The sequence below is a fragment of the Diplocloster modestus genome, from assembly GCF_019042245.1.
Lineage (GTDB): Bacteria > Bacillota > Clostridia > Lachnospirales > Lachnospiraceae > Diplocloster > Diplocloster modestus.
In genome coordinates this window covers 396,355-414,524 of sequence record NZ_JAHQCX010000003.1, presented here as the reverse complement: position 1 = coordinate 414,524, position 18,170 = coordinate 396,355, and the positions used below count along the sequence as shown (strand labels likewise).

The 18,170-nt window shown below is 43.6% G+C and carries 15 protein-coding genes and 1 tRNA gene; 13 read left to right on the top strand and 3 right to left on the bottom strand.

Going from position 1 to position 18,170, the window contains the following annotated elements:
* The first annotated feature begins 2 nt into the window (after nt 1–2).
* From KTH90_RS06930 to rsmG, 5 genes are all read left to right on the top strand, one after another.
* Nucleotides 3–1,307 carry a YidC/Oxa1 family membrane protein insertase gene (locus tag KTH90_RS06930; RefSeq protein ID WP_158350457.1) on the top strand — a complete coding sequence of 435 codons (1,305 nt, stop codon included), beginning with the start codon at nt 3–5 and terminating at the stop codon, nt 1,305–1,307.
* Nucleotides 1,308–1,318: 11 nt separating this feature from the next.
* Nucleotides 1,319–1,942, top strand: coding sequence for an RNA-binding cell elongation regulator Jag/EloR (gene jag, locus KTH90_RS06925; protein ID WP_158350459.1), 624 nt, complete (start codon nt 1,319–1,321; stop codon nt 1,940–1,942).
* Nucleotides 1,943–2,049: 107 nt separating this feature from the next.
* Nucleotides 2,050–3,426 carry a tRNA uridine-5-carboxymethylaminomethyl(34) synthesis GTPase MnmE gene (gene mnmE / locus KTH90_RS06920; protein WP_158350460.1) on the top strand — a complete coding sequence of 459 codons (1,377 nt, stop codon included), beginning with the start codon at nt 2,050–2,052 and terminating at the stop codon, nt 3,424–3,426.
* Nucleotides 3,427–3,438: 12 nt separating this feature from the next.
* The gene (gene mnmG, locus KTH90_RS06915) at nt 3,439–5,337 is read left to right on the top strand and encodes a tRNA uridine-5-carboxymethylaminomethyl(34) synthesis enzyme MnmG (RefSeq protein WP_158350462.1); all 1,899 of its coding nucleotides are present in this window, start codon (nt 3,439–3,441) and stop codon (nt 5,335–5,337) included.
* A gap of 2 nt (nt 5,338–5,339) precedes the next feature.
* Complete coding sequence (rsmG, locus tag KTH90_RS06910) at nt 5,340–6,083, top strand: 16S rRNA (guanine(527)-N(7))-methyltransferase RsmG (RefSeq protein WP_158350464.1); 744 nt, start codon at nt 5,340–5,342, stop codon at nt 6,081–6,083.
* Between the two features lie 180 nt (nt 6,084–6,263).
* Here rsmG and KTH90_RS06905 read toward each other — a convergent pair whose 3' ends face one another.
* Nucleotides 6,264–7,211: an alpha/beta fold hydrolase gene (locus KTH90_RS06905; RefSeq protein WP_238726539.1), complete on the bottom strand. Its 948-nt coding sequence runs from the start codon at nt 7,209–7,211 to the stop codon at nt 6,264–6,266.
* Between the two features lie 278 nt (nt 7,212–7,489).
* Between KTH90_RS06905 and KTH90_RS06900 the strand changes: the two genes are divergently transcribed.
* The 6 genes from KTH90_RS06900 (at nt 7,490) to KTH90_RS06875 (ending at nt 11,972) form a co-directional block, all read left to right on the top strand.
* On the top strand, nt 7,490–7,945 hold the full coding sequence (locus KTH90_RS06900; RefSeq protein ID WP_158350468.1) for a hypothetical protein: 456 nt from the start codon (nt 7,490–7,492) through the stop codon (nt 7,943–7,945).
* A 227-nt stretch (nt 7,946–8,172) separates the two neighbouring features.
* Nucleotides 8,173–8,949 carry a ParA family protein gene (locus KTH90_RS06895; protein ID WP_158350470.1) on the top strand — a complete coding sequence of 259 codons (777 nt, stop codon included), beginning with the start codon at nt 8,173–8,175 and terminating at the stop codon, nt 8,947–8,949.
* On the top strand, nt 8,940–9,818 hold the full coding sequence (locus KTH90_RS06890) for a ParB/RepB/Spo0J family partition protein (RefSeq protein WP_158350472.1): 879 nt from the start codon (nt 8,940–8,942) through the stop codon (nt 9,816–9,818). Before KTH90_RS06895 ends, KTH90_RS06890 begins: the two co-directional genes overlap by 10 nt.
* 17 nt (nt 9,819–9,835) lie before the next feature.
* Entirely contained in the window at nt 9,836–10,357 is a 522-nt protein-coding gene (locus KTH90_RS06885) for a DUF4446 family protein (protein ID WP_158350474.1), read from the top strand.
* A gap of 400 nt (nt 10,358–10,757) precedes the next feature.
* Entirely contained in the window at nt 10,758–11,633 is an 876-nt protein-coding gene (locus tag KTH90_RS06880) for a DUF3881 family protein (protein ID WP_158350476.1), read from the top strand.
* A gap of 262 nt (nt 11,634–11,895) precedes the next feature.
* Nucleotides 11,896–11,972 (top strand) — tRNA-Arg (locus KTH90_RS06875).
* A 230-nt stretch (nt 11,973–12,202) separates the two neighbouring features.
* On the opposite strand, the gene KTH90_RS06870 is transcribed toward KTH90_RS06875, so the two are convergent.
* On the bottom strand, nt 12,203–13,633 hold the full coding sequence (locus KTH90_RS06870; protein WP_238726538.1) for a site-specific integrase: 1,431 nt from the start codon (nt 13,631–13,633) through the stop codon (nt 12,203–12,205).
* 21 nt (nt 13,634–13,654) lie between these two features.
* A complete protein-coding gene (locus KTH90_RS06865) occupies nt 13,655–13,864 on the bottom strand; it encodes a helix-turn-helix domain-containing protein (protein ID WP_009257965.1) in 210 nt (69 codons plus the stop codon).
* A gap of 940 nt (nt 13,865–14,804) precedes the next feature.
* Here KTH90_RS06865 and KTH90_RS06860 point away from each other — a divergent pair.
* Together KTH90_RS06860 and recD2 are read left to right on the top strand one after the other, a co-directional pair.
* Complete coding sequence (locus tag KTH90_RS06860; protein WP_071698920.1) at nt 14,805–15,869, top strand: YqaJ viral recombinase family nuclease; 1,065 nt, start codon at nt 14,805–14,807, stop codon at nt 15,867–15,869.
* Nucleotides 15,870–15,886: 17 nt separating this feature from the next.
* Entirely contained in the window at nt 15,887–18,160 is a 2,274-nt protein-coding gene (gene recD2, locus KTH90_RS06855; protein ID WP_238726537.1) for an SF1B family DNA helicase RecD2, read from the top strand.
* Nucleotides 18,161–18,170 lie beyond the last annotated feature (10 nt).

The following is an 18,170-nucleotide window of genomic DNA, read 5'->3' as shown; positions in this document are numbered from 1 at the left end:
TTTTGCCAGGAATATTATTAACACAGAGTAATACATTTATCATCGGACCGATTGCTAAAGTGCTCGGCTGGATTTTGGACAAGATTTATATTTTTCTGGATACGGTATTTCATGTACAGAATATCAGTGTTTGTATTATAATCTTTACCATTGTTATTTATATGTGTATGTTACCGCTGACGGTCAAGCAGCAGAAGTTTTCCAAGCTCTCGGCTAAAATGAATCCCGAACTGATGGCGATTCAGAAGAAATATAAGAATAAAAAAGATCAGAACTCCATGATGGCTATGAATGAGGAGACAAAGGCGCTGTATGCGAAGTACGGGGTATCCCCGACGGGCGGCTGCCTGCAGCTGGTCATTCAGATGCCGATCCTGTTTGCGCTGTACCGGGTTATTATGAACGTGCCCGCTTATGTAGCCAGTGTAAAAGATATGTTTATGGGATTAGTGGAACATATATATTCGATTCCTAATTATCAGGATCTGGTTACCGAGATGGCAAAAAATGCCAAGGTGGTGACGACTAACTTTGATACAGCCGAAGCGGCGAAGAATACCATCGTCGATGTGCTGTATAAACTGCAGTCGGCGGACTGGAGCACACTGTCCGCGAAGATTACGGATTTTGCCGGCGGCTCTCAGTCAGGACTGGAGCAGTTGGTATCCAGTACTTCACAGCAGTTGACTCATATTAATAACTTTTTTGGAATTAATATAGCGGATGCTCCGTGGACGATCATTAAGACAGAGATGGCTACAGGCATTGGTATCGGAATTGTGATCGCTATCGCGATACCGGTTTTATCGGCTTTGACTCAGATGCTGAGTATCAAGTTAATGCCCCAGCCGGCTGCTACCGGTGATAACAATACGATGAACAGCACCATGAAGTCCATGAATCTGATGATGCCTATTATGTCGGCTGTTTTCTGTTTTACGTTCCCGATCGGTCTGGGTATTTACTGGGTAGCCAGTGCAGTAGCCAGAGCCGTTCAGCAGATTGCGATCAATAAGTATATGGATCGTGTGGATATAGAACAGCTCATTGCAAAGAATGCGGAGAAAGCAGCCAAGAAGAGGGAGAAAAAAGGACTGCCGCCTCAGAAGGTGAACACGGTGGCCAGACAAAGTCTGAGGAATATAGAGGATACGACGGCCAAGAAAAAAGTGATGAGTTCGGAAGAGCGGGAAGCTGCCATTCAAAAGTCTACGGATTTCTACAAGAATAATGAGGCAAAGCCGGGAAGTATCGCGTCTAAAGCCAGAATGGTACAGCAGTTCAACGATAAAAATAAAAAGAAATAGGGGGTTTTCTTATGGATTATATGGAAGTCAGTGCGAAAACGGTAGAAGATGCAATCTTAGAAGCTGCGATTAAGCTGGAGACTACCAGAGACAAACTGGAATATGAAGTATTGGAAAAAGGATCCGCGGGTTTTTTGGGATTTAACAGTAAACCGGCTGTCATTAAAGTCCGTAAGATCGTTACATTAGAGGATCGGGCGGCCGATTTCTTAAAGGGTATGTTCGATGCCATGAATATGATGGTGGAAACGAAGATAGTCTATGATGACACTGAAAAAAATATGGATATCGAACTGATCGGAAAGGATATGGGTATTCTGATCGGTAAAAGAGGACAGACTCTGGACTCCATTCAATATCTGGTAAGCCTGGTAGTTAATAAAGGAACAGAAGATTACATCCGGGTGAAGGTAGATACGGAAGATTACCGCAGACGCAGAAAAGAAACATTGGAGAACCTGGCCAAGAATATCGCGTTTAAAGTGAAGAGAACGAAGAAACCCGTATCGTTGGAACCTATGAATCCCTATGAGAGAAGAATTATCCATTCGGCTCTCCAGAACGATAAATACGTGACGACCCACAGTGAAGGGGAGGAACCTTTCCGCCGGGTTGTGGTAACATTAAAGAGATAAGATCCTACAAAAGAGGATACAGGAACGGCGGCCTTCAGGATATGGAGGGCCGCTTGTTGTGTCTATATGCAGATCTATATATTGGAAACGGAATTTAGGTGATTGGAATGAACACACAGGAAACCATAGCGGCGATAGCAACAGGAGGATCTAACTCCGGGATCGGTATTATCCGGATCAGCGGGGGAGATGCGGTTGCAGTTGCGGACAGGATATATCGCTCACCAAAGAAGAAATGCCTGAAGGAGGCAGAGTCCCATACAGTACAATATGGTTATATCACAGAGAAGGATGAGATACTGGATGAAGTCCTGGTTATCGTGATGAGGGGACCTTCTACTTATACGGGTGAGGATACGGTAGAGATCGACTGCCATGGCGGAATGCTGGTTATGGAACGGATTCTCAGGTCGGTAATAAGGAACGGGGCAAGACTGGCACAGCCGGGGGAATTTTCAAAGAGGGCATTTTTAAATGGAAAAATGGATCTGTCCAAAGCGGAGGCAGTTATGGATTTGATTCAGGCGAAAAATGAGTATGCCCTGAAAAGTTCGGTAAGTCAGCTGCGTGGGGTCCTATCTGACAAAATAACCGGCGTGCGCCAGAAGATTTTGCATGAAATCGCGTTTATAGAGGCAGCTTTGGATGATCCTGAGCATATCAGTCTGGAAAATTATCCGGAAGCACTGGGTGATAAAGTGCAGAAGCTGGAAGTTGATCTGATAAGATTAATGGATTCCTTTCAGAACGGCAGAATGATCCGTGAAGGAATCAAGACGGTAATCGTAGGTAAGCCCAATGCCGGTAAATCATCCCTTCTGAATCTGCTGTTAGGTGAGGAAAGAGCAATTGTAACAGATGTGGCAGGGACTACCAGGGATATTCTGGAAGAAAACATGAATCTCTCGGGCATCAGTTTGAATATCGTGGACACGGCTGGTATCCGTTCTACGGAAGACCAGGTTGAAAAAATAGGGGTAAGCAAAGCCAGATCCTATGCCATGGATGCGGATCTGATTATCTATGTAGTGGATTCCTCCACTCCGCTGGATGAGAGTGATGAGGAAATCATAGAGCTGATTAGGGAACGCAGGGCATTGGTTTTATTGAACAAAACGGATTTGGATGCGGTTACTACGGAGGAAGAACTCAGGAAAAGAGTCCGCCATCTGATCCTTCCGATCTCAGCAAAAGAGCGGACCGGAATGGAAAATCTGGAAAAAGCGTTGAAGGATATGTTCTTTCACGGAGAAATATCATTTAATGATCAAGTATATATTACAAATGTAAGACATCAGCGTGCCATTGAGGAAGCGTTAGACAGCCTGAAGCTTGTGGAACAAAGTGTCCGGGATCGGATGCCGGAGGATTTTTATTCTATTGACCTGATGAATGCCTGCCAGGCATTGGGAGCTATAACCGGAGATACGGTGGGGGAGGACCTGGTCAATGAGATTTTCAGCAAGTTCTGTATGGGTAAATAGAAGGTGGAGAATATGCCAGTAGTGGAAGAATATTGTGATATCGTAGTGGTAGGAGCGGGACATGCCGGGTGTGAAGCGGCTTTGGCGGCTGCCAGGCTTGGCCTGGAAACCATGATGTTTACCGTCAGTGTGGATAGTATCGCGCTGATGCCCTGTAATCCGAATATAGGAGGCAGTTCCAAAGGGCATCTTGTACGGGAGATTGATGCCCTGGGCGGAGAGATGGGGAAAAATATAGATAAAACATTTATCCAGTCTAAGATGCTGAATGTGTCTAAGGGGCCGGCGGTACATTCCCTGAGGGCGCAGGCGGATAAAGCGGAGTACAGCCGAAGTATGAGAAAAGTGCTGGAGAATACCGAACATCTGCAGATCAAGCAGATGGAGGTGGTGGAGCTGTTGGCGGAGCATGGTGCAATTAACGGGGTGAAGACTTATTCCGGGGCTGTTTATCATGCAAGAGCTGTGATTTTGTGTACTGGAACTTATCTGAAGGCCAGGTGTATTTATGGAGAAATCAGCAGTTACACGGGGCCTAACGGTTTACAGGCCGCTAATTATCTTACGGATTCCCTGAAAAGACTGGGGGTTAAGATGTATCGCTTTAAAACAGGTACCCCCGCCAGAATTGATAAAAGATCGATTGACTTCGGGAAGATGGAAGAACAGTTTGGGGATCAGGAAGTGGTTCCATTCTCTTTCACAACAGATCCGAAGGATGTGCAGATCAATCAGGTTTCCTGTTGGTTGACTTATACGAATGAAACTACGCATGAGATTATCCGGCAGAATCTGGACCGGTCACCTCTGTATTCCGGTATGATTGAAGGAACCGGGCCGAGATATTGTCCCTCAATAGAAGATAAGGTAGTTAAATTTTCGGATAAGAACCGGCATCAGGTTTTTATTGAACCGGAGGGAATACACACCAATGAAATGTATGTGGGAGGTATGTCAAGTTCTTTGCCGGAGGATGTACAGCAGAAAATGTATCGGACGGTACCCGGACTGGAGCATGTAAATATCGTGAGAAATGCATATGCTATCGAATACGACTGTATCGATGCAAGACAGTTAGATCCCACATTGGAGTTTAAAAATATAAAGGGATTATTCAGCGGAGGGCAGTTCAACGGAAGTTCCGGATATGAGGAAGCAGCGGCACAGGGGCTGATAGCGGGAATCAATGCGGCTTTAAAAATTTTAGGAAGAGAAATGCTGATATTGGACCGATCGGAGGCATACATAGGAGTGCTGATCGATGACCTGGTGACAAAAGAAAACAGAGAGCCTTACCGAATGATGACGTCCCGGGCGGAATATCGGCTTCTGCTTAGACAGGATAATGCGGATCTGAGGCTTACGGAAAAGGGATATGAGATCGGGTTAATCCCACGTGAGCGCTACGAGAATTTGATAAAAAAAGAACGTCAGATTGAGGAAGAGGTGTGCCGGGTAGAACAAGTCCATATAGGTGGTACAAAAAAGGTTCAAGATCTGTTGATGGATTTGGAAAGTACACCGCTTAAGTCGGGTACTACGCTGGCGGAATTGATTCGGCGGCCGGAATTGGGCTATCAGGTATTAGAATCTATCGATCCTGACAGGCCTGATCTGCCAAAAGACGTACAGGTACAGGTTGAAATCAACTTGAAATATGAGGGATATATCCGGCGACAGTTAAAACAGGTCGAACAGTTTAAAAAATTGGAGAAGAAGAAGCTGCCCCCGGACCTTGATTATGAGCAGATATCTTCGCTTAGAATAGAAGCGAAACAGAAGTTAAAGGAATACCGCCCGGTCTCTATTGGGCAGGCATCCAGAATTGCCGGAGTATCCCCGGCAGATATTTCTGTTTTATTAGTACATCTGGAGCAGTACAGGAGAAATCAGGAGCAGAGCGGGAGATGAGTATGGAAGACAGAGAGATCGGACTTCTCTATGACAGTACAATATTTGAAAAAGATCTGGCAAGCTGTGGGATTCAGTTAACCAGAGGACAGGTCCGCCAGTTTCAGGATTATTATGATATGTTGGTTGAGACGAATAAGGTGATGAATCTGACGGGAATTACAGAGTATCATGAAGTGATGAAAAAACACTTTGTGGACAGTGTATTGCTGAGTCGAGTGGTTAACATAAAAAATATTCATAGAGTAATGGATATCGGTACAGGAGCCGGTTTTCCCGGTATTCCATTAAAAATTGTTTATCCACATTTGAAAGTAGTATTATTGGATTCTTTGAACAAAAGAATCGGTTTTTTGGGTCAGGTTGTGGATAAGCTTGGGTTAAGAGATGTGACTTTGGTTCATGGGAGAGCTGAGGATTATGCCAGGGATGTTAAGTATCGGCAGCAGTTTGATCTCTGTGTATCCAGGGCCGTGGCGAATCTGGCATTATTGTCTGAGTATTGTATTCCTTATGTGAAAAAAAGCGGTCGCTTTGTGGCTTACAAATCCGGAGATATCGAAGAAGAGGTAGCAGCAGCCAGGAAGGCAGTCGAAGTTTTGGGAGGAAAAATAGAACAGGAAGAGATGTTCCAACTTCCTTATACAGATATATCACGCTCATTTGTTGTAATAGGAAAGGTAAAAGATACGCCCAGGATTTATCCGCGAAAGGCTGGGATTCCTAAGAAAGATCCAATTATATAAGGAAGCGAATAGTTTAAAAGTGCCTGTTCCCTGGATGTTGACTCAAATAGGTTGACATCCGGGGAACAGGCACTTTACTTTCTGTGCTTACTTAGGTTCATAGTATACGCCAGGGATCCAGACCTACTATTTTTTTAAGGCGCCAGCAGTATCTAAATCAGCTTATGTTATAAATGCATATTATTCCAGAAAAATTTTTGCTTGATTATAAAGGGCAACAGGATTCTCTAAGTGAGGTAAGTGCCGGGTGTTTCTGATTTGGGTTGTTTCTATGGCGGGATTGTAGTACGTGTATTCTTTCAGTATTTGATCAATGTCCGCTTCTTCTTCTCCCCCAATCAGATAAATGCTGTTATCTAATTCTTTTAACGCGTGAAGAATATTAATATTAGTGTATTTTCCCTCCATGCTGGCGAATAAATGCCTGGAAGTGGATTTACCGAGATGGCATGCTTCATGATATGCAAAAATATCCTTTTCATTTATGGAAGAGATATTGTAGTAATACTTGTTCCGAAAATATCCTCCGATTTTATCTTTTGAATGAAGCATATTGTAAGTAAACATACCCAGAATCGGCAGTTCTAAATAAAATTTCCAGGCCTTAGATTTCTTGGTTGGAATTTGGTTTAATGATGCAAGGCTGTCCGGATTTATAATGATAATTTTTTGTATAAGCTCAGGATCATTATGGCAGGCCATGATAATAAAAGAACCTGATGTACCTGTAACTATGATATCTGTTTTTCGGCAGATAATATTCTTTATAAAATCAGTTACCATCTGTACGTAGAGATAATTGGTATATGTTAAATTTGGTTTATCTGATCTTCCGCAGCCGAGCAGATCTAAAGCATATACAGTATAGTCTTTTGCTAATAACTGTATCATGTGTTTCCATTCATATGCTGATGAGGTTTCATTCAGGTCGTGAATTAATAATAATGGTTTTCCAGAACCCTGTTTTGTATAATAGATCTTTCCAAAACGCCAGTCATAATAATAACCTCTAGTTTTACCCAATATATTATCTGATATAGAAAGAGTATTTATTAGTTTATTTATGCAGAACAGTGCTCCAGTAGCAGCAGCTGTCGTGAGGGCTATTGTTTTAATTTGCTTGTTCATCACTCGAGCCTCCTTTATCTGTTTCTATCTCTGTTTATTATAATCTAAATGCAGCTCACTTACAAATATATTTTCAAAAATTAAGATAGTTTTTAGAAAAATTGGAAAATAAGCTTCCTTTAAATTTCGTATTGGTATATGATAGAGAAAAGCTTGTTTAAAAAAATAATATGTATTATTTTATATATTTAGAATTTGATTAGTCTTTTACATTAAAAGTCTTATACATAAAAAAGGTTATCTTATACATTATGTCTTAATAGATAAGGATTATACATATGGTAAACGAATATTTCGATCGAACTTATGATGAGTGTGAAATAGAATATGATAGACAATTGGAAATGTTAAATCAGTATAAACGCCAATTAGAAGATATTCGTAAAATGATGGAATTTGAAAAAACTCAGGAAGATAATGACAATAGGATATTTTCTCCCTATGAAGAGGATTGTTTTAATCAGGAAAATTATAAAAAATTAGAGGAAGAAGAGTCTGGAGTATTAAATAAGATAAAAGAATTGGAAATCGAAGTTTTAAATTGGAATCATAAATTAGAATCTTTGCGGGAAGTACAGCAACAGTGGACCGTAGAGACAAATGATTTAAAAGTAAAAAATAGAGGAGATATAATAAATAAACTTGAGTATTGTTTGAAATTGATTGATGTCGATCCTGTTAGATGTAAATTAGAGTTGAAAAGTTTGTTAAAATCACTAAAAGAATTGGAATAATAATGTTTCACGTGAAACATTCTACAAAATTAGGATTGAAAATGTTTCACGTGAAACATTTTATAGCCTAAGTGAAAAAAACATGATATAATGTCGACAGACATTATATCTGCGCCGGAGCACTTTCCTTAGTGCGGAGTGTGCATCCCCCGGAGGTATCATGATTGCTGTGCAATCATGATATAATGTCGACAGTGATTCATATTTACGGACAAAGGAGGATTATTATGGGTAGGGCAATTGCTATCGCTAACCAAAAAGGTGGAGTTGGAAAGACCACCACAGCTATTAATCTTTCTGCTTGTCTGGCGGAAATGGGCAAAAAAATTTTGACCATAGATATCGACCCCCAAGGTAATACAACAAGTGGCTTAGGCCTTGATAAAACCAATATTGAGAACACAATATATGATTTGTTTTTAGGAGAAGCTGATATAGAGGATTGTATTAAAAAAGAGGTATTGGAAAATTTAGCTCTTCTACCGTCAGACATTGATTTGGCAGCAGCGGAAATCGAATTAATCGGTGTCCAAAACAAAGAATTTATTATCAAGGAATCAATCGAAAAGATCAGGGATGAATATGATTTTATAATAATTGATTGTCCTCCTTCACTAAATATGCTGACTATCAATGCAATGACTACAGCTGATACGGTGTTGGTTCCGATCCAGTGTGAATACTATGCCTTGGAGGGATTAACCCAGCTTATTCATACTATTAATCTTGTAAAAGAAAGATTAAATCCCGAGTTAGAGATGGAAGGGGTTGTGTTCACTATGTACGACGCCAGAACGAATCTGTCTTTGCAGGTAGTGGAAAACGTAAAAAGTAACTTACATCAGACAATATACAAAACCATTATACCCAGAAATATAAGACTGGCAGAAGCACCAAGCCATGGATTACCGATAAACTTATATGACAGCAAGTCGGCTGGTGCAGAAAGTTATCGTTTTTTAGCAGAAGAAGTGATACATAGGGGAGAGGAAGAATGGCAGTAAAAAGAGGAGCATTGGGAAAAGGCCTGGACAGTTTAATTCCGGAAACAATTATCAAAACAGATGCAAAACAAAAGGGAAACGGTGATGGAGCAGTTCGGGTTAAGATAAATAAAGTAGAGCCAAACCGCAGTCAGCCGAGAAAAAATTTCGACGAGGATGCTTTGCTGGAATTGTCAGAATCTATAAAACAGTTTGGGGTATTACAGCCGCTGTTAGTACAAGAAAAGCCGGATTATTATGAAATAATAGCAGGTGAACGAAGATGGCGGGCAGCAAAAATCGCGGGATTAAAAGAAGTGCCTGTTATAATCTGTAAATATAATGATAAAGAAGTAGTAGAAATATCCCTAATAGAGAATATTCAGCGTGAGAACCTGAATCCAATCGAAGAGGCGATGGCATTTAAGCGTCTGTTAGAAGAATTTCATTTAAAACAGGACGAAGTGGCAGAACGCGTCTCCAAGAGTAGAACAGCGGTCACGAATTCCATGCGTTTACTGAAATTAGATGAGAGAGTTCAGCAGATGATCATAGAAGAAAAGATTACTACAGGTCATGCCAGAACTCTGCTTGCATTTGAAGATCCGGAACAGCAATTGGCAGTGGCAAACGAGGTATTTGATAAAAAGCTGAGTGTAAGGGAAACTGAGAAACTTGTCAAACAATATCAGAACCAAAAGCAAAAGATCGCAGTGGAACCATTGCGGGATGAGGTTATCTATAAGAATATAGAGGAGAAAATGAAATCAATCATTGGTACAAAGGTTTCCATTAATCGTAAGGATAACAACAAAGGAAGGATAGAGATTGAATATTATTCCAGCGAAGAACTGGAACGAATAATGGAGTTGTTTGAATCTATTCAATAGACTAAAGGAGGAACATAATGGACATACTTGAAATGTACGGAATAGATCCGTTTTATTTAGTTGCAGGCATAGCGGCTTTTTTATTGATACTTATAATCGTACTATTTATTATACTAATTACTACCAATAAAAAGTTAAAAAAACTAAAGATGAATTATGAAGCATTTATGCAGGGAGAAAATGGAAAATCACTGGAAAGCTATTTTCTGAAACGCTTTGGAGAAATCGATGAATTAAAAGTAACCGATCTGAAGCACGAAGAAGAAATTCATAAAATCGTGGAAAATATGAAATTAACTTATCAAAAATTAGGAGTCATAAAATATAATGCGTTTAGCGAAATGGGTGGAAAGCTCAGTTTCGCCATAGCGATGTTGAACCAAAAAAACGATGGGTTTATTTTAAATGCGATGCACAGCAGTGATGGCTGTTATACTTATGCGAAAGAAATCGTGAACGGAGAATCCTTCATTGTACTGGGAGAAGAGGAAAAACAGGCGTTAGATATGGCATTGCAGGCTGATCTAATGAAAAAGTAAAAATTATGTTAACTTCAAGTCAGACTAGTCCGTACATGGTCAGATTCTGAGGTAGACGTTCAAAAGCAGGCAAAAAGTAACAAAAGCAAGCCGGCATCAGCCAATCAGATAATGGGTAATTAGGAAAGGATACAACGTCCAATCAAGGGCCCGGGACAAAATTTAGATGGAAATACTCAGATAGAGTCCCGGGTCAAACAAGAAAAACAAGCTATTTAGATTTTACTTGTAAAATAAAAGATCCTATTATATAATGAATGAAATAAAGAATATGAAAATCTTTGTTTGGCGGATGTTCTTTCGACTATTGATGATAGGAGAGAGAATTTTTTTAACGAAACATTTTAAAGCAGCCCCTATAATAATAGAAATTAAGAAAGCATGATGCGGGAGGTAGCATATGCATCAATATTTAAGGGCAATCGGATTCAGTGATGTTACAAAGCAGGATATGGAAACCCTGGTGAAAGATACATGGGACCATTTTGAATATCATGAGATAGTAAATGAAGGCGAGAGTATGAATTTCGCTGAAGTTTCCAAACCGTTTGCGGAACAGATGGGAATCGCCATCAGAGGCGAGTACACAAGTGAAGATGAGTTTGAGTGGGAGTATTATTATCCATATTTTAAGGGTGAGGGAATCACATCCACAGAAGAAGTGACTGTGGAGCGTCATGCAGACGGGGATGCCTATTCCGGAGTATGTGATGATGTGAAGATCGGTGTCACCCTGATTTTTTATCTGCAAAATATTGCAGAGTATTTGAATCATATTGGCGATCACAGTCTGAATAGAAGTTATACAGTCACACTGTCGGGTCTTTCTAACAGTGGGAAAATATTGCTTCCTATCAGCAAGAACGAATCCCAGATCAAAAATGACAGGGAAGCCAGTATCAACAGGAATAAACTGATCGCCGCGGCCAGAAATGGAGATGAGGACGCCATCGAGAGTCTCACACTGGAGGATATGGATATGTACTCCATGATCTCCAGAAGAATTATGTATGAAGATGTTCTCTCTATCGTGGATACTTACTTTATGCCATATGGAGTGGAATGCGATCAGTATTCAATCATGGGTGAAATACTGAATTATCAGCTGGTGGAGAACTCTATTACAAAAGAGGAGATCTATATTCTAACATTGGATTGCAATGAACTGACGTTCGATATATGTATCAATAAGGATGATCTGGTGGGCGAGCCGGAGAGTGGGCGCAGGTTCCGAGGAACGATCTGGCTGCAGGGCAGTATTAATTATGAAGAGTAGATAAGATAGAACGTTAGATATTTCAGCAGCATCAAGAAGTGGTATCATGAATTTATGGTTCAAGGTTTTTACAAATTTTATAAAAATAAAATTCGAAGGTTGACTAAATCATAAATTAACAGTAAAATATAAGTTGCCGGTAATTATCGGCCTATAATTGTTTCCGTAGCTCAGCTGGATAGAGCGACCGCCTCCTAATAATCAGGTCATCAAAGTCCTGGGAGGCGGATCGCTCCATCCTTGACCATGAAAAATCGAATATGTCTCCGTAGCTCAGTTGGATAGAGCACACGCCTCCTAAGCGTGGGGCCGGCAGTTCAAATCTGCCCGGGGACGCCATAAATGCCGTAACCGCAAGAGGTTGCGGCATTTTCCTTATCTTTTTTCGCTACGAGGATTAGAACAGATTTCCTTTTTATCATTGGTTAGAGTGGAGACTTCTTACTCCCATCTGCTCAAATTTCCATCACAGGACTCGAACGATTTTTATGCCAAACTTGAAAAAATTGCTCATTTTGCTAATGAGCACTGCCGCAGCGTTTTGTGTCGTCTCATGCCTTCCTGTGTATTTATGCACCAATCAGTTTTTTTGCTAACTGGTTCATAATCTGTTCTCCATACTGCTCAACAAACTTTTTCGTGAAGGCATCCATGAGTTCGGGTTTAGCATCCAACTGCTTCAGCAGAATTTCAGAGTCAGGTTCAGCAGCGGCGCTTTCTGCGCGAAGCCTTTGCTCAACGCCGCGCAAATCCGCGTTCGCATAAAAGGCCATTTCGAATTTCTGGGCGTTGACCTTCCGATCCTCATCCAAGATGTGTGCGTAAACCTGGGTAACCATGTCGCTTTGTGCATGACCGGTATCACCCTGCGTTGCCTTAACATCTCCCTTATTGATTTTCAGCTTATAAGTTGTGCTGGAGTGACGGAGAGAATGAAAAACAACATTTGGAAGACCAGCGGATTTTTTCAATCGTTCAAACTGATTTCCAATAATCCGATCTTCACAGGGGCGGCCCGTTTCCTGCGCCAAAACCAGATTGTAGTCGATATAGTCATCGCCCATAAACTCCTTGAGCTTGTCCTGCTTCTCTTTCCATTCCCGCAAGATAAAGGCAAGAGTTCGCGGAATCCAAACCTTACGAATGCTGCTTTCTGTTTTAGGCTTTTTCAAAACGAGCCGCGTAGAAGACTTCCCGCCCATCAAGCGCGGGAATACAAAGAGGATGTCCTTTTCGCCAACTGCGTTGATAGCCTTCTGGTCAACACGGGCCAGCTCTTTTTCAATCCAGACGAAGGCATCATCCCGAGCGATTTCTTCATCTGATATATGAACACAGTCCCATGTAAGGCCGGTGATTTCGCCCATCCGCATGGAGCAGGCAAAGGCCAGGTTGATTGCGACATACAGCTTTCCATCCGAGCAGTGGTTGAGAGCATCTCGAATAATATCGGCAGTCCAGATGGCTCTGACCTTTTTCTCCCGCTTGGGCAAGATTGCATCCTCGAACGGATTTTTACCAATAATGTCCCAGCGGACAGCCTGATGAAATGCACAGCGCATCAGCTTAATAATCTTTTCAATGGTGCATGGCGTAACAAAGTCTGTCCGTGCATGTCTGTATGGAGTTTCGATTGGAGGCGTTTTCTGCAGCTTCTGGATGAATTGGTCCACTGACCTGCGATTGATGTCCTGCACAATTTCGTCCCCAATCAACGGGTTAATGTAATTGCTGATTAAGCCATTATTAGAAGCATAAACAGACAGTCCCCATCTTTTGGTTCCATATAGTTCTACAAAGTCTCGCAGAAAATCTTTTACGGTCAGTTCACTGGGCGGAATAAAAGTGCCGTTATTGATCTCATTTTCCACCGCGGCTTTCCGCTTCAACGCCTCTTTTTTGGTTATAAAAGTTTCCCACTTCTGTTTCTTCTCACCTTTTGAGTCATCATAGGTGTAGACAACAGCATATTTCTTACCGCGTTTCTGTATTGATGCCATAGTTGTAGGCTCCCTTCCAAATCAATCGGAACCATCAAGCCATTCGTCAAAGGACTTTCTGGAAATCCTCAATTTAGTCCCTATGCGTACAGATTTGAATGCTCCGCTGGCGCACAGGTTATAAATGGAGCGTTTGCTGACGCCCAGGATCTCAGCAGCCTCTGAAACGGAATAGCTCCGTTTTTCTGCATTATTCCGATCTGTGTTTTCAAGAAATTGTTTATCAGCCACGAATAGCCTCCTTTCTGTGTGGCCGACAAAGAAGCCTACGATTCCCTACATATATCATATACGCTTTCTCTGCCGCCACATCAACAAAAAAGTAAAAAACAAGGCGTTCGATTCCAAATATTTAAGTAAGCTGTCCCAGGTCACTTCCTGCGCCGGGGCTTTCCGCCGCGTATTGCCAGGGCCTGCTATGCAGTATTTCAACCGTGGGTGAGCACACAAAGTCTCCGCACACTATCCGCGCTCCCTGTATAACCCCTGAAACAGAGTTATTCTTTTTTCAAAGTACAAAGGCGTACAGATCAGCATGGAACATCCTGCTATATCTGTACGCCCTATAAATAGGAAAATGGTGCAGGAATTTCTGCACACATTACATGCTTTCTCAAAAACTTTTGAGAAAGTAAAAGCACTCGCCCGAAACACTAAATATAGATATTCATTCTTGACTAAATCAATATATTGTGCTATCCTGTACTTGTAATTGATTTTTGTGCGTTCCCCATGTGGGATACAGATCTTGTATCTGTACGGCAAGGCTCAAAGCCCTGCATTGCACACGCAGTTAAGATTGTATTTGTGCCAGTAGTATTGCTGCGCCCATTCGGGCCAGTATATTACTGGCTTTTTTTATTTTTCGGGGTTTCCCCATCAGCGAGGATGACATTGGTTCATAGGCAACTATGGACAACAGGCGTTTTGCCCTTTGTCATGCTCGCTTTTTTGTCGCCCAAATGCCGGAAACGGCTTTGAGGATATATCAAACTACAGAAAGGCAGGTAACACGCATGAATGTAAAAAAGCGAAGGCAGGAGCCTATGGCAAAAAGGAAATGGCCTTTGGAGAACTGGCAGCATCAGAAGGTGCCCAAATCCAGCCAAGTCCATAGTCCAATGATTCGAGTACACGCTATTCCCCGCCGAACACGGAGGGGGTGCTAAAGATGCCGGCGAGCAATGTAGCCGCCGAAAAGCGAAGTCAACCCCAAATTTTGGTGGAAACGGCGGGCCTGTCCGAAGAGGAATGGCTTGCATACCGCCGGAAAGGGATTGGCGGCAGTGATGTGGCGGCTCTGCTGGGAATTTCACCCTGGCGGACGGCAAGAGACCTCTACTTTGACAAGTTGAATATCGTAGCGGTCGAAGATAATGAGGACAACTGGGTTGCTCTGGAAATGGGGCACCTGTTGGAGCCGTTGGTGGCGAAGATATTCCAACACCGCACAGGGTACAAGGTCTATCAGATCAAAAAAATGTTCCAGCACCCACAGTATTCGTGGATGCTGGCCGATGTGGACTATTTTGTGGAATTGCCGGATGGCAGTACCGCAATTCTGGAGATTAAAACGACAAATTATAACGCAAGGGATAACTGGTGGCTAAACGGTGAAGAAACTGTTCCCGTCTATTATGAAACCCAAGGGCGGCACTATATGGCTGTCATGAATGTGGACCGCTGTTTCTTCTGCTGCCTGTATGGCAACAACGAGGAAGAAACCATTATTCGTGAAATCCGGCGGGATGAGTCCTATGAGGAGGAGATGATTTTCCTGGAGCAGTATTTCTGGGAAAACCATGTTCTTACCAGGACGCCGCCGCCTTATACCGAAGATGGTGATCTGGTGCTTGAAAGCGTGCGCCGGCATACGGGCTCCGCGGATCAGGATGCCCCCGTTGTAACGCTTGATTTGAGCCTGACAGCCAAATTGATGCGCTATCTCCAGCTCCAAGAGCAGAAGAAACTCACGGAAGCAGGCAGCAAAGAGATCGAGGCGGATATGAAGCGGCTGAAGGCGGCGCTGGTTGCGGAAATGGGCAAGAGCTGCAAGGCCGTTTGCCAACAGGATGGGGTGAACTATATTGTCACCTACAATCCAGTGAGAACGCCCGGCATTGACAAAGACAATCTGATACGGCTGAAGCTGGACCACCCTGATATTTACGAGCAGTATGTAACCGTTTCAGAATCCCGAAGGTTCAGTGTGAAAATTGATACCAAGACGGCATGAGAAAGGAGGAAAATGATTTGATCCATAGAGGAACTTATGATGGGACAATTTACTATAATCCTGCAAATAAGTTCTGCATCATCAGTGTAAAAACCGCGGAGAAGGATGTACCCGAAGAAGCCAGGTCTACCCGCCGACGCAAGGATCATCTGATTCGGTTTGTGGCAACCGGCTACGAACTGCCCCGCACAGATGCGGTAGAACTGGAACTGGATGGCGAATGGAAAAAAGGAAAGTATGGGATGCAGCTTCAGGTGGAGCAGTGGCATGAAATTGTCCCTCAAACCAAGAGTGGAGTGGAAGGCTATCTGGCCTCTGGTCTTATCAAAGGCATTGGGCCGGCGCTCGCCAAACAGATCGTATCACGCTTCGGCGTGGAGACACTGGACATTCTGCAAAATCGCCCGGAGCGGCTACTGGAGATCAAGGGCATCACGGAGAACAAGCTGGAGGCCATCAAGACCTCATATGCAGAGAGCCGGATGTTGCAAGACCTGATGACGCTGCTCTCCCCGTTCAAGATTACACCGAAAACAGCGCAGAAGATTTATCAGTTTTTCGGCCCGGCCAGCGTGGACATTTTGAAAAAGAGTCCGTTTGAGCTTTGCCAAATATCCGGTTTTGGCTTTTTAAGGGTGGATGCCATCGTTCAGAAAAACGGAGGCGACCTGCGCGCCCCTATGCGAATCAAAGGCGCCTTGTTCTGGGCGTTGGAGGATAGCAAGGGGAAAAACGGACATTTGTTTTTGACCAGTGAGGCTTTGCAAAAAGAGGCGCTCCAATTACTCAACGCTAAAATCCCTATTCCTTCGCTTCGGCTCCATGCACAAGAGGTCAGCGATGTCCTCGAAGATATGATCCTGCATGGAGAGGTCGTATCCGTCAAAGGAGACATTTATCTTCCCCGTGTGTTTGCACAAGAGGATGAAACCGCCCGCCGGATTGCGATGCGTGTGGTGGAGCCTCCTGCTCCGGAGAAGATCGAACAAATTTTGGAGCAGGTCAAACGAGAAATTGGATTGGCGCTGTCCTCAAAACAGGAAGCGGCTGTGTATGCAGCCTATCGCCACAATCTTTCCATCATCACAGGCTCCCCGGGCACCGGCAAGACAACCGTGCTGAAAACAATTTTGGAGGTCTACCGCCGCCTGCATCCCCAGGGAGAGATCGCCTTGATGGCGCCGACAGGCCGAGCCAGCCGGCGTATGGCGGAAAGCACCGGGGTTGATAAGGCCAAAACGCTGCACAGCATTTTGGGGCTCGCCAGCGAGGAAGATGAAATAAAACGCAACAACACCCAAGAGCCGCTTTCGGCCGATTTGATCATTGTGGACGAGTTTTCCATGGTGGACATGTGGCTGGCAAATAAATTTTTCTCACGCATCAAAGGTGGAGCACGGGTCATTCTTGTCGGAGACCCGGATCAGCTTCCCAGTGTAGGCGCCGGGAATGTGTTCCGCGAACTGATTGACTGCGGCCTTATCACCGTGACGGTGCTGGATCAGATTTTCCGTCAGTCCAAGGACAGCCTGATCGCCTACAACGCCAAATTCATTAACGAAGGCAACACCAAGCTGTACTACGGCCAGGATTTCGTTTTCATGGCAAGCAACAATCAGGCGGAAGCCGCTGAACGAATTGTTGCCCGCTACTGCCGGGAGATCGAGGAAAGTGGGATTGACCGGGTGCAGATCCTGTCGCCTTTCCGCTCGGATGGCGCGGCCTCTGCGGAACAGCTCAACGAAGCGATCCGCGAAGTGGTTAACCCGTTCCGTTCCGCCGAGGAAGAAATCAAAATCGGTGTCAAGGTATTCAGGGTCAATGACCGGATCATGCAGACCAAAAACACTGCCAAGGTATCCAATGGCGACCTGGGATTCATCCGCTATATCAAAAATGATGAAGATGGAACTCGCGTTGGACTTGACTTCGGTGTGGGCCGTGAGTTGGAGTACGGCATAGAGGATATGGTCAATCTGGACCTCGCCTATGCCACCACGATTCATAAAGCAATGGGCAGCGAGTACGATACGGTCATTATGCCGCTCTTAAAGGCACATACTGTCATGCTCTATCGAAATCTGCTCTACACTGGCATTACCCGCGCAAAAAAGCGTGTGGTGCTCATCGGTCAAAAGCAGGTACTGTTCATGGCAATCCATCGCAACGAGATCGGCAAACGCAACACGCTTCTGGGTGAGCGCATCCACCTGTACTATAAGGCGTACGCCCGGCGGGCCGGTATTCCCGTTCCGGCGGACTTGGAAAAAGAATTGAAGCACGCAGGCTAAAAATGTGACG

Bases quoted from the DNA above. Each gene is read 5' to 3' on its own strand.
- KTH90_RS06860 (WP_071698920.1), top strand. From the start codon at position 14,805: ATGCCGGCGAGCAATGTAGCCGCCGAAAAGCGAAGTCAACCCCAAATT.
- KTH90_RS06870 (WP_238726538.1), bottom strand. From the start codon at position 13,633: ATGGCATCAATACAGAAACGCGGTAAGAAATATGCTGTTGTCTACACC.
- jag (WP_158350459.1), top strand. From the start codon at position 1,319: ATGGATTATATGGAAGTCAGTGCGAAAACGGTAGAAGATGCAATCTTA.
- KTH90_RS06880 (WP_158350476.1), top strand. From the start codon at position 10,758: ATGCATCAATATTTAAGGGCAATCGGATTCAGTGATGTTACAAAGCAG.
- KTH90_RS06905 (WP_238726539.1), bottom strand. From the start codon at position 7,211: ATGAACAAGCAAATTAAAACAATAGCCCTCACGACAGCTGCTGCTACT.
- KTH90_RS06895 (WP_158350470.1), top strand. From the start codon at position 8,173: ATGGGTAGGGCAATTGCTATCGCTAACCAAAAAGGTGGAGTTGGAAAG.
- KTH90_RS06890 (WP_158350472.1), top strand. From the start codon at position 8,940: ATGGCAGTAAAAAGAGGAGCATTGGGAAAAGGCCTGGACAGTTTAATT.
- KTH90_RS06885 (WP_158350474.1), top strand. From the start codon at position 9,836: ATGGACATACTTGAAATGTACGGAATAGATCCGTTTTATTTAGTTGCA.
- KTH90_RS06900 (WP_158350468.1), top strand. From the start codon at position 7,490: ATGGTAAACGAATATTTCGATCGAACTTATGATGAGTGTGAAATAGAA.
- mnmE (WP_158350460.1), top strand. From the start codon at position 2,050: ATGAACACACAGGAAACCATAGCGGCGATAGCAACAGGAGGATCTAAC.
- mnmG (WP_158350462.1), top strand. From the start codon at position 3,439: ATGCCAGTAGTGGAAGAATATTGTGATATCGTAGTGGTAGGAGCGGGA.
- rsmG (WP_158350464.1), top strand. From the start codon at position 5,340: ATGGAAGACAGAGAGATCGGACTTCTCTATGACAGTACAATATTTGAA.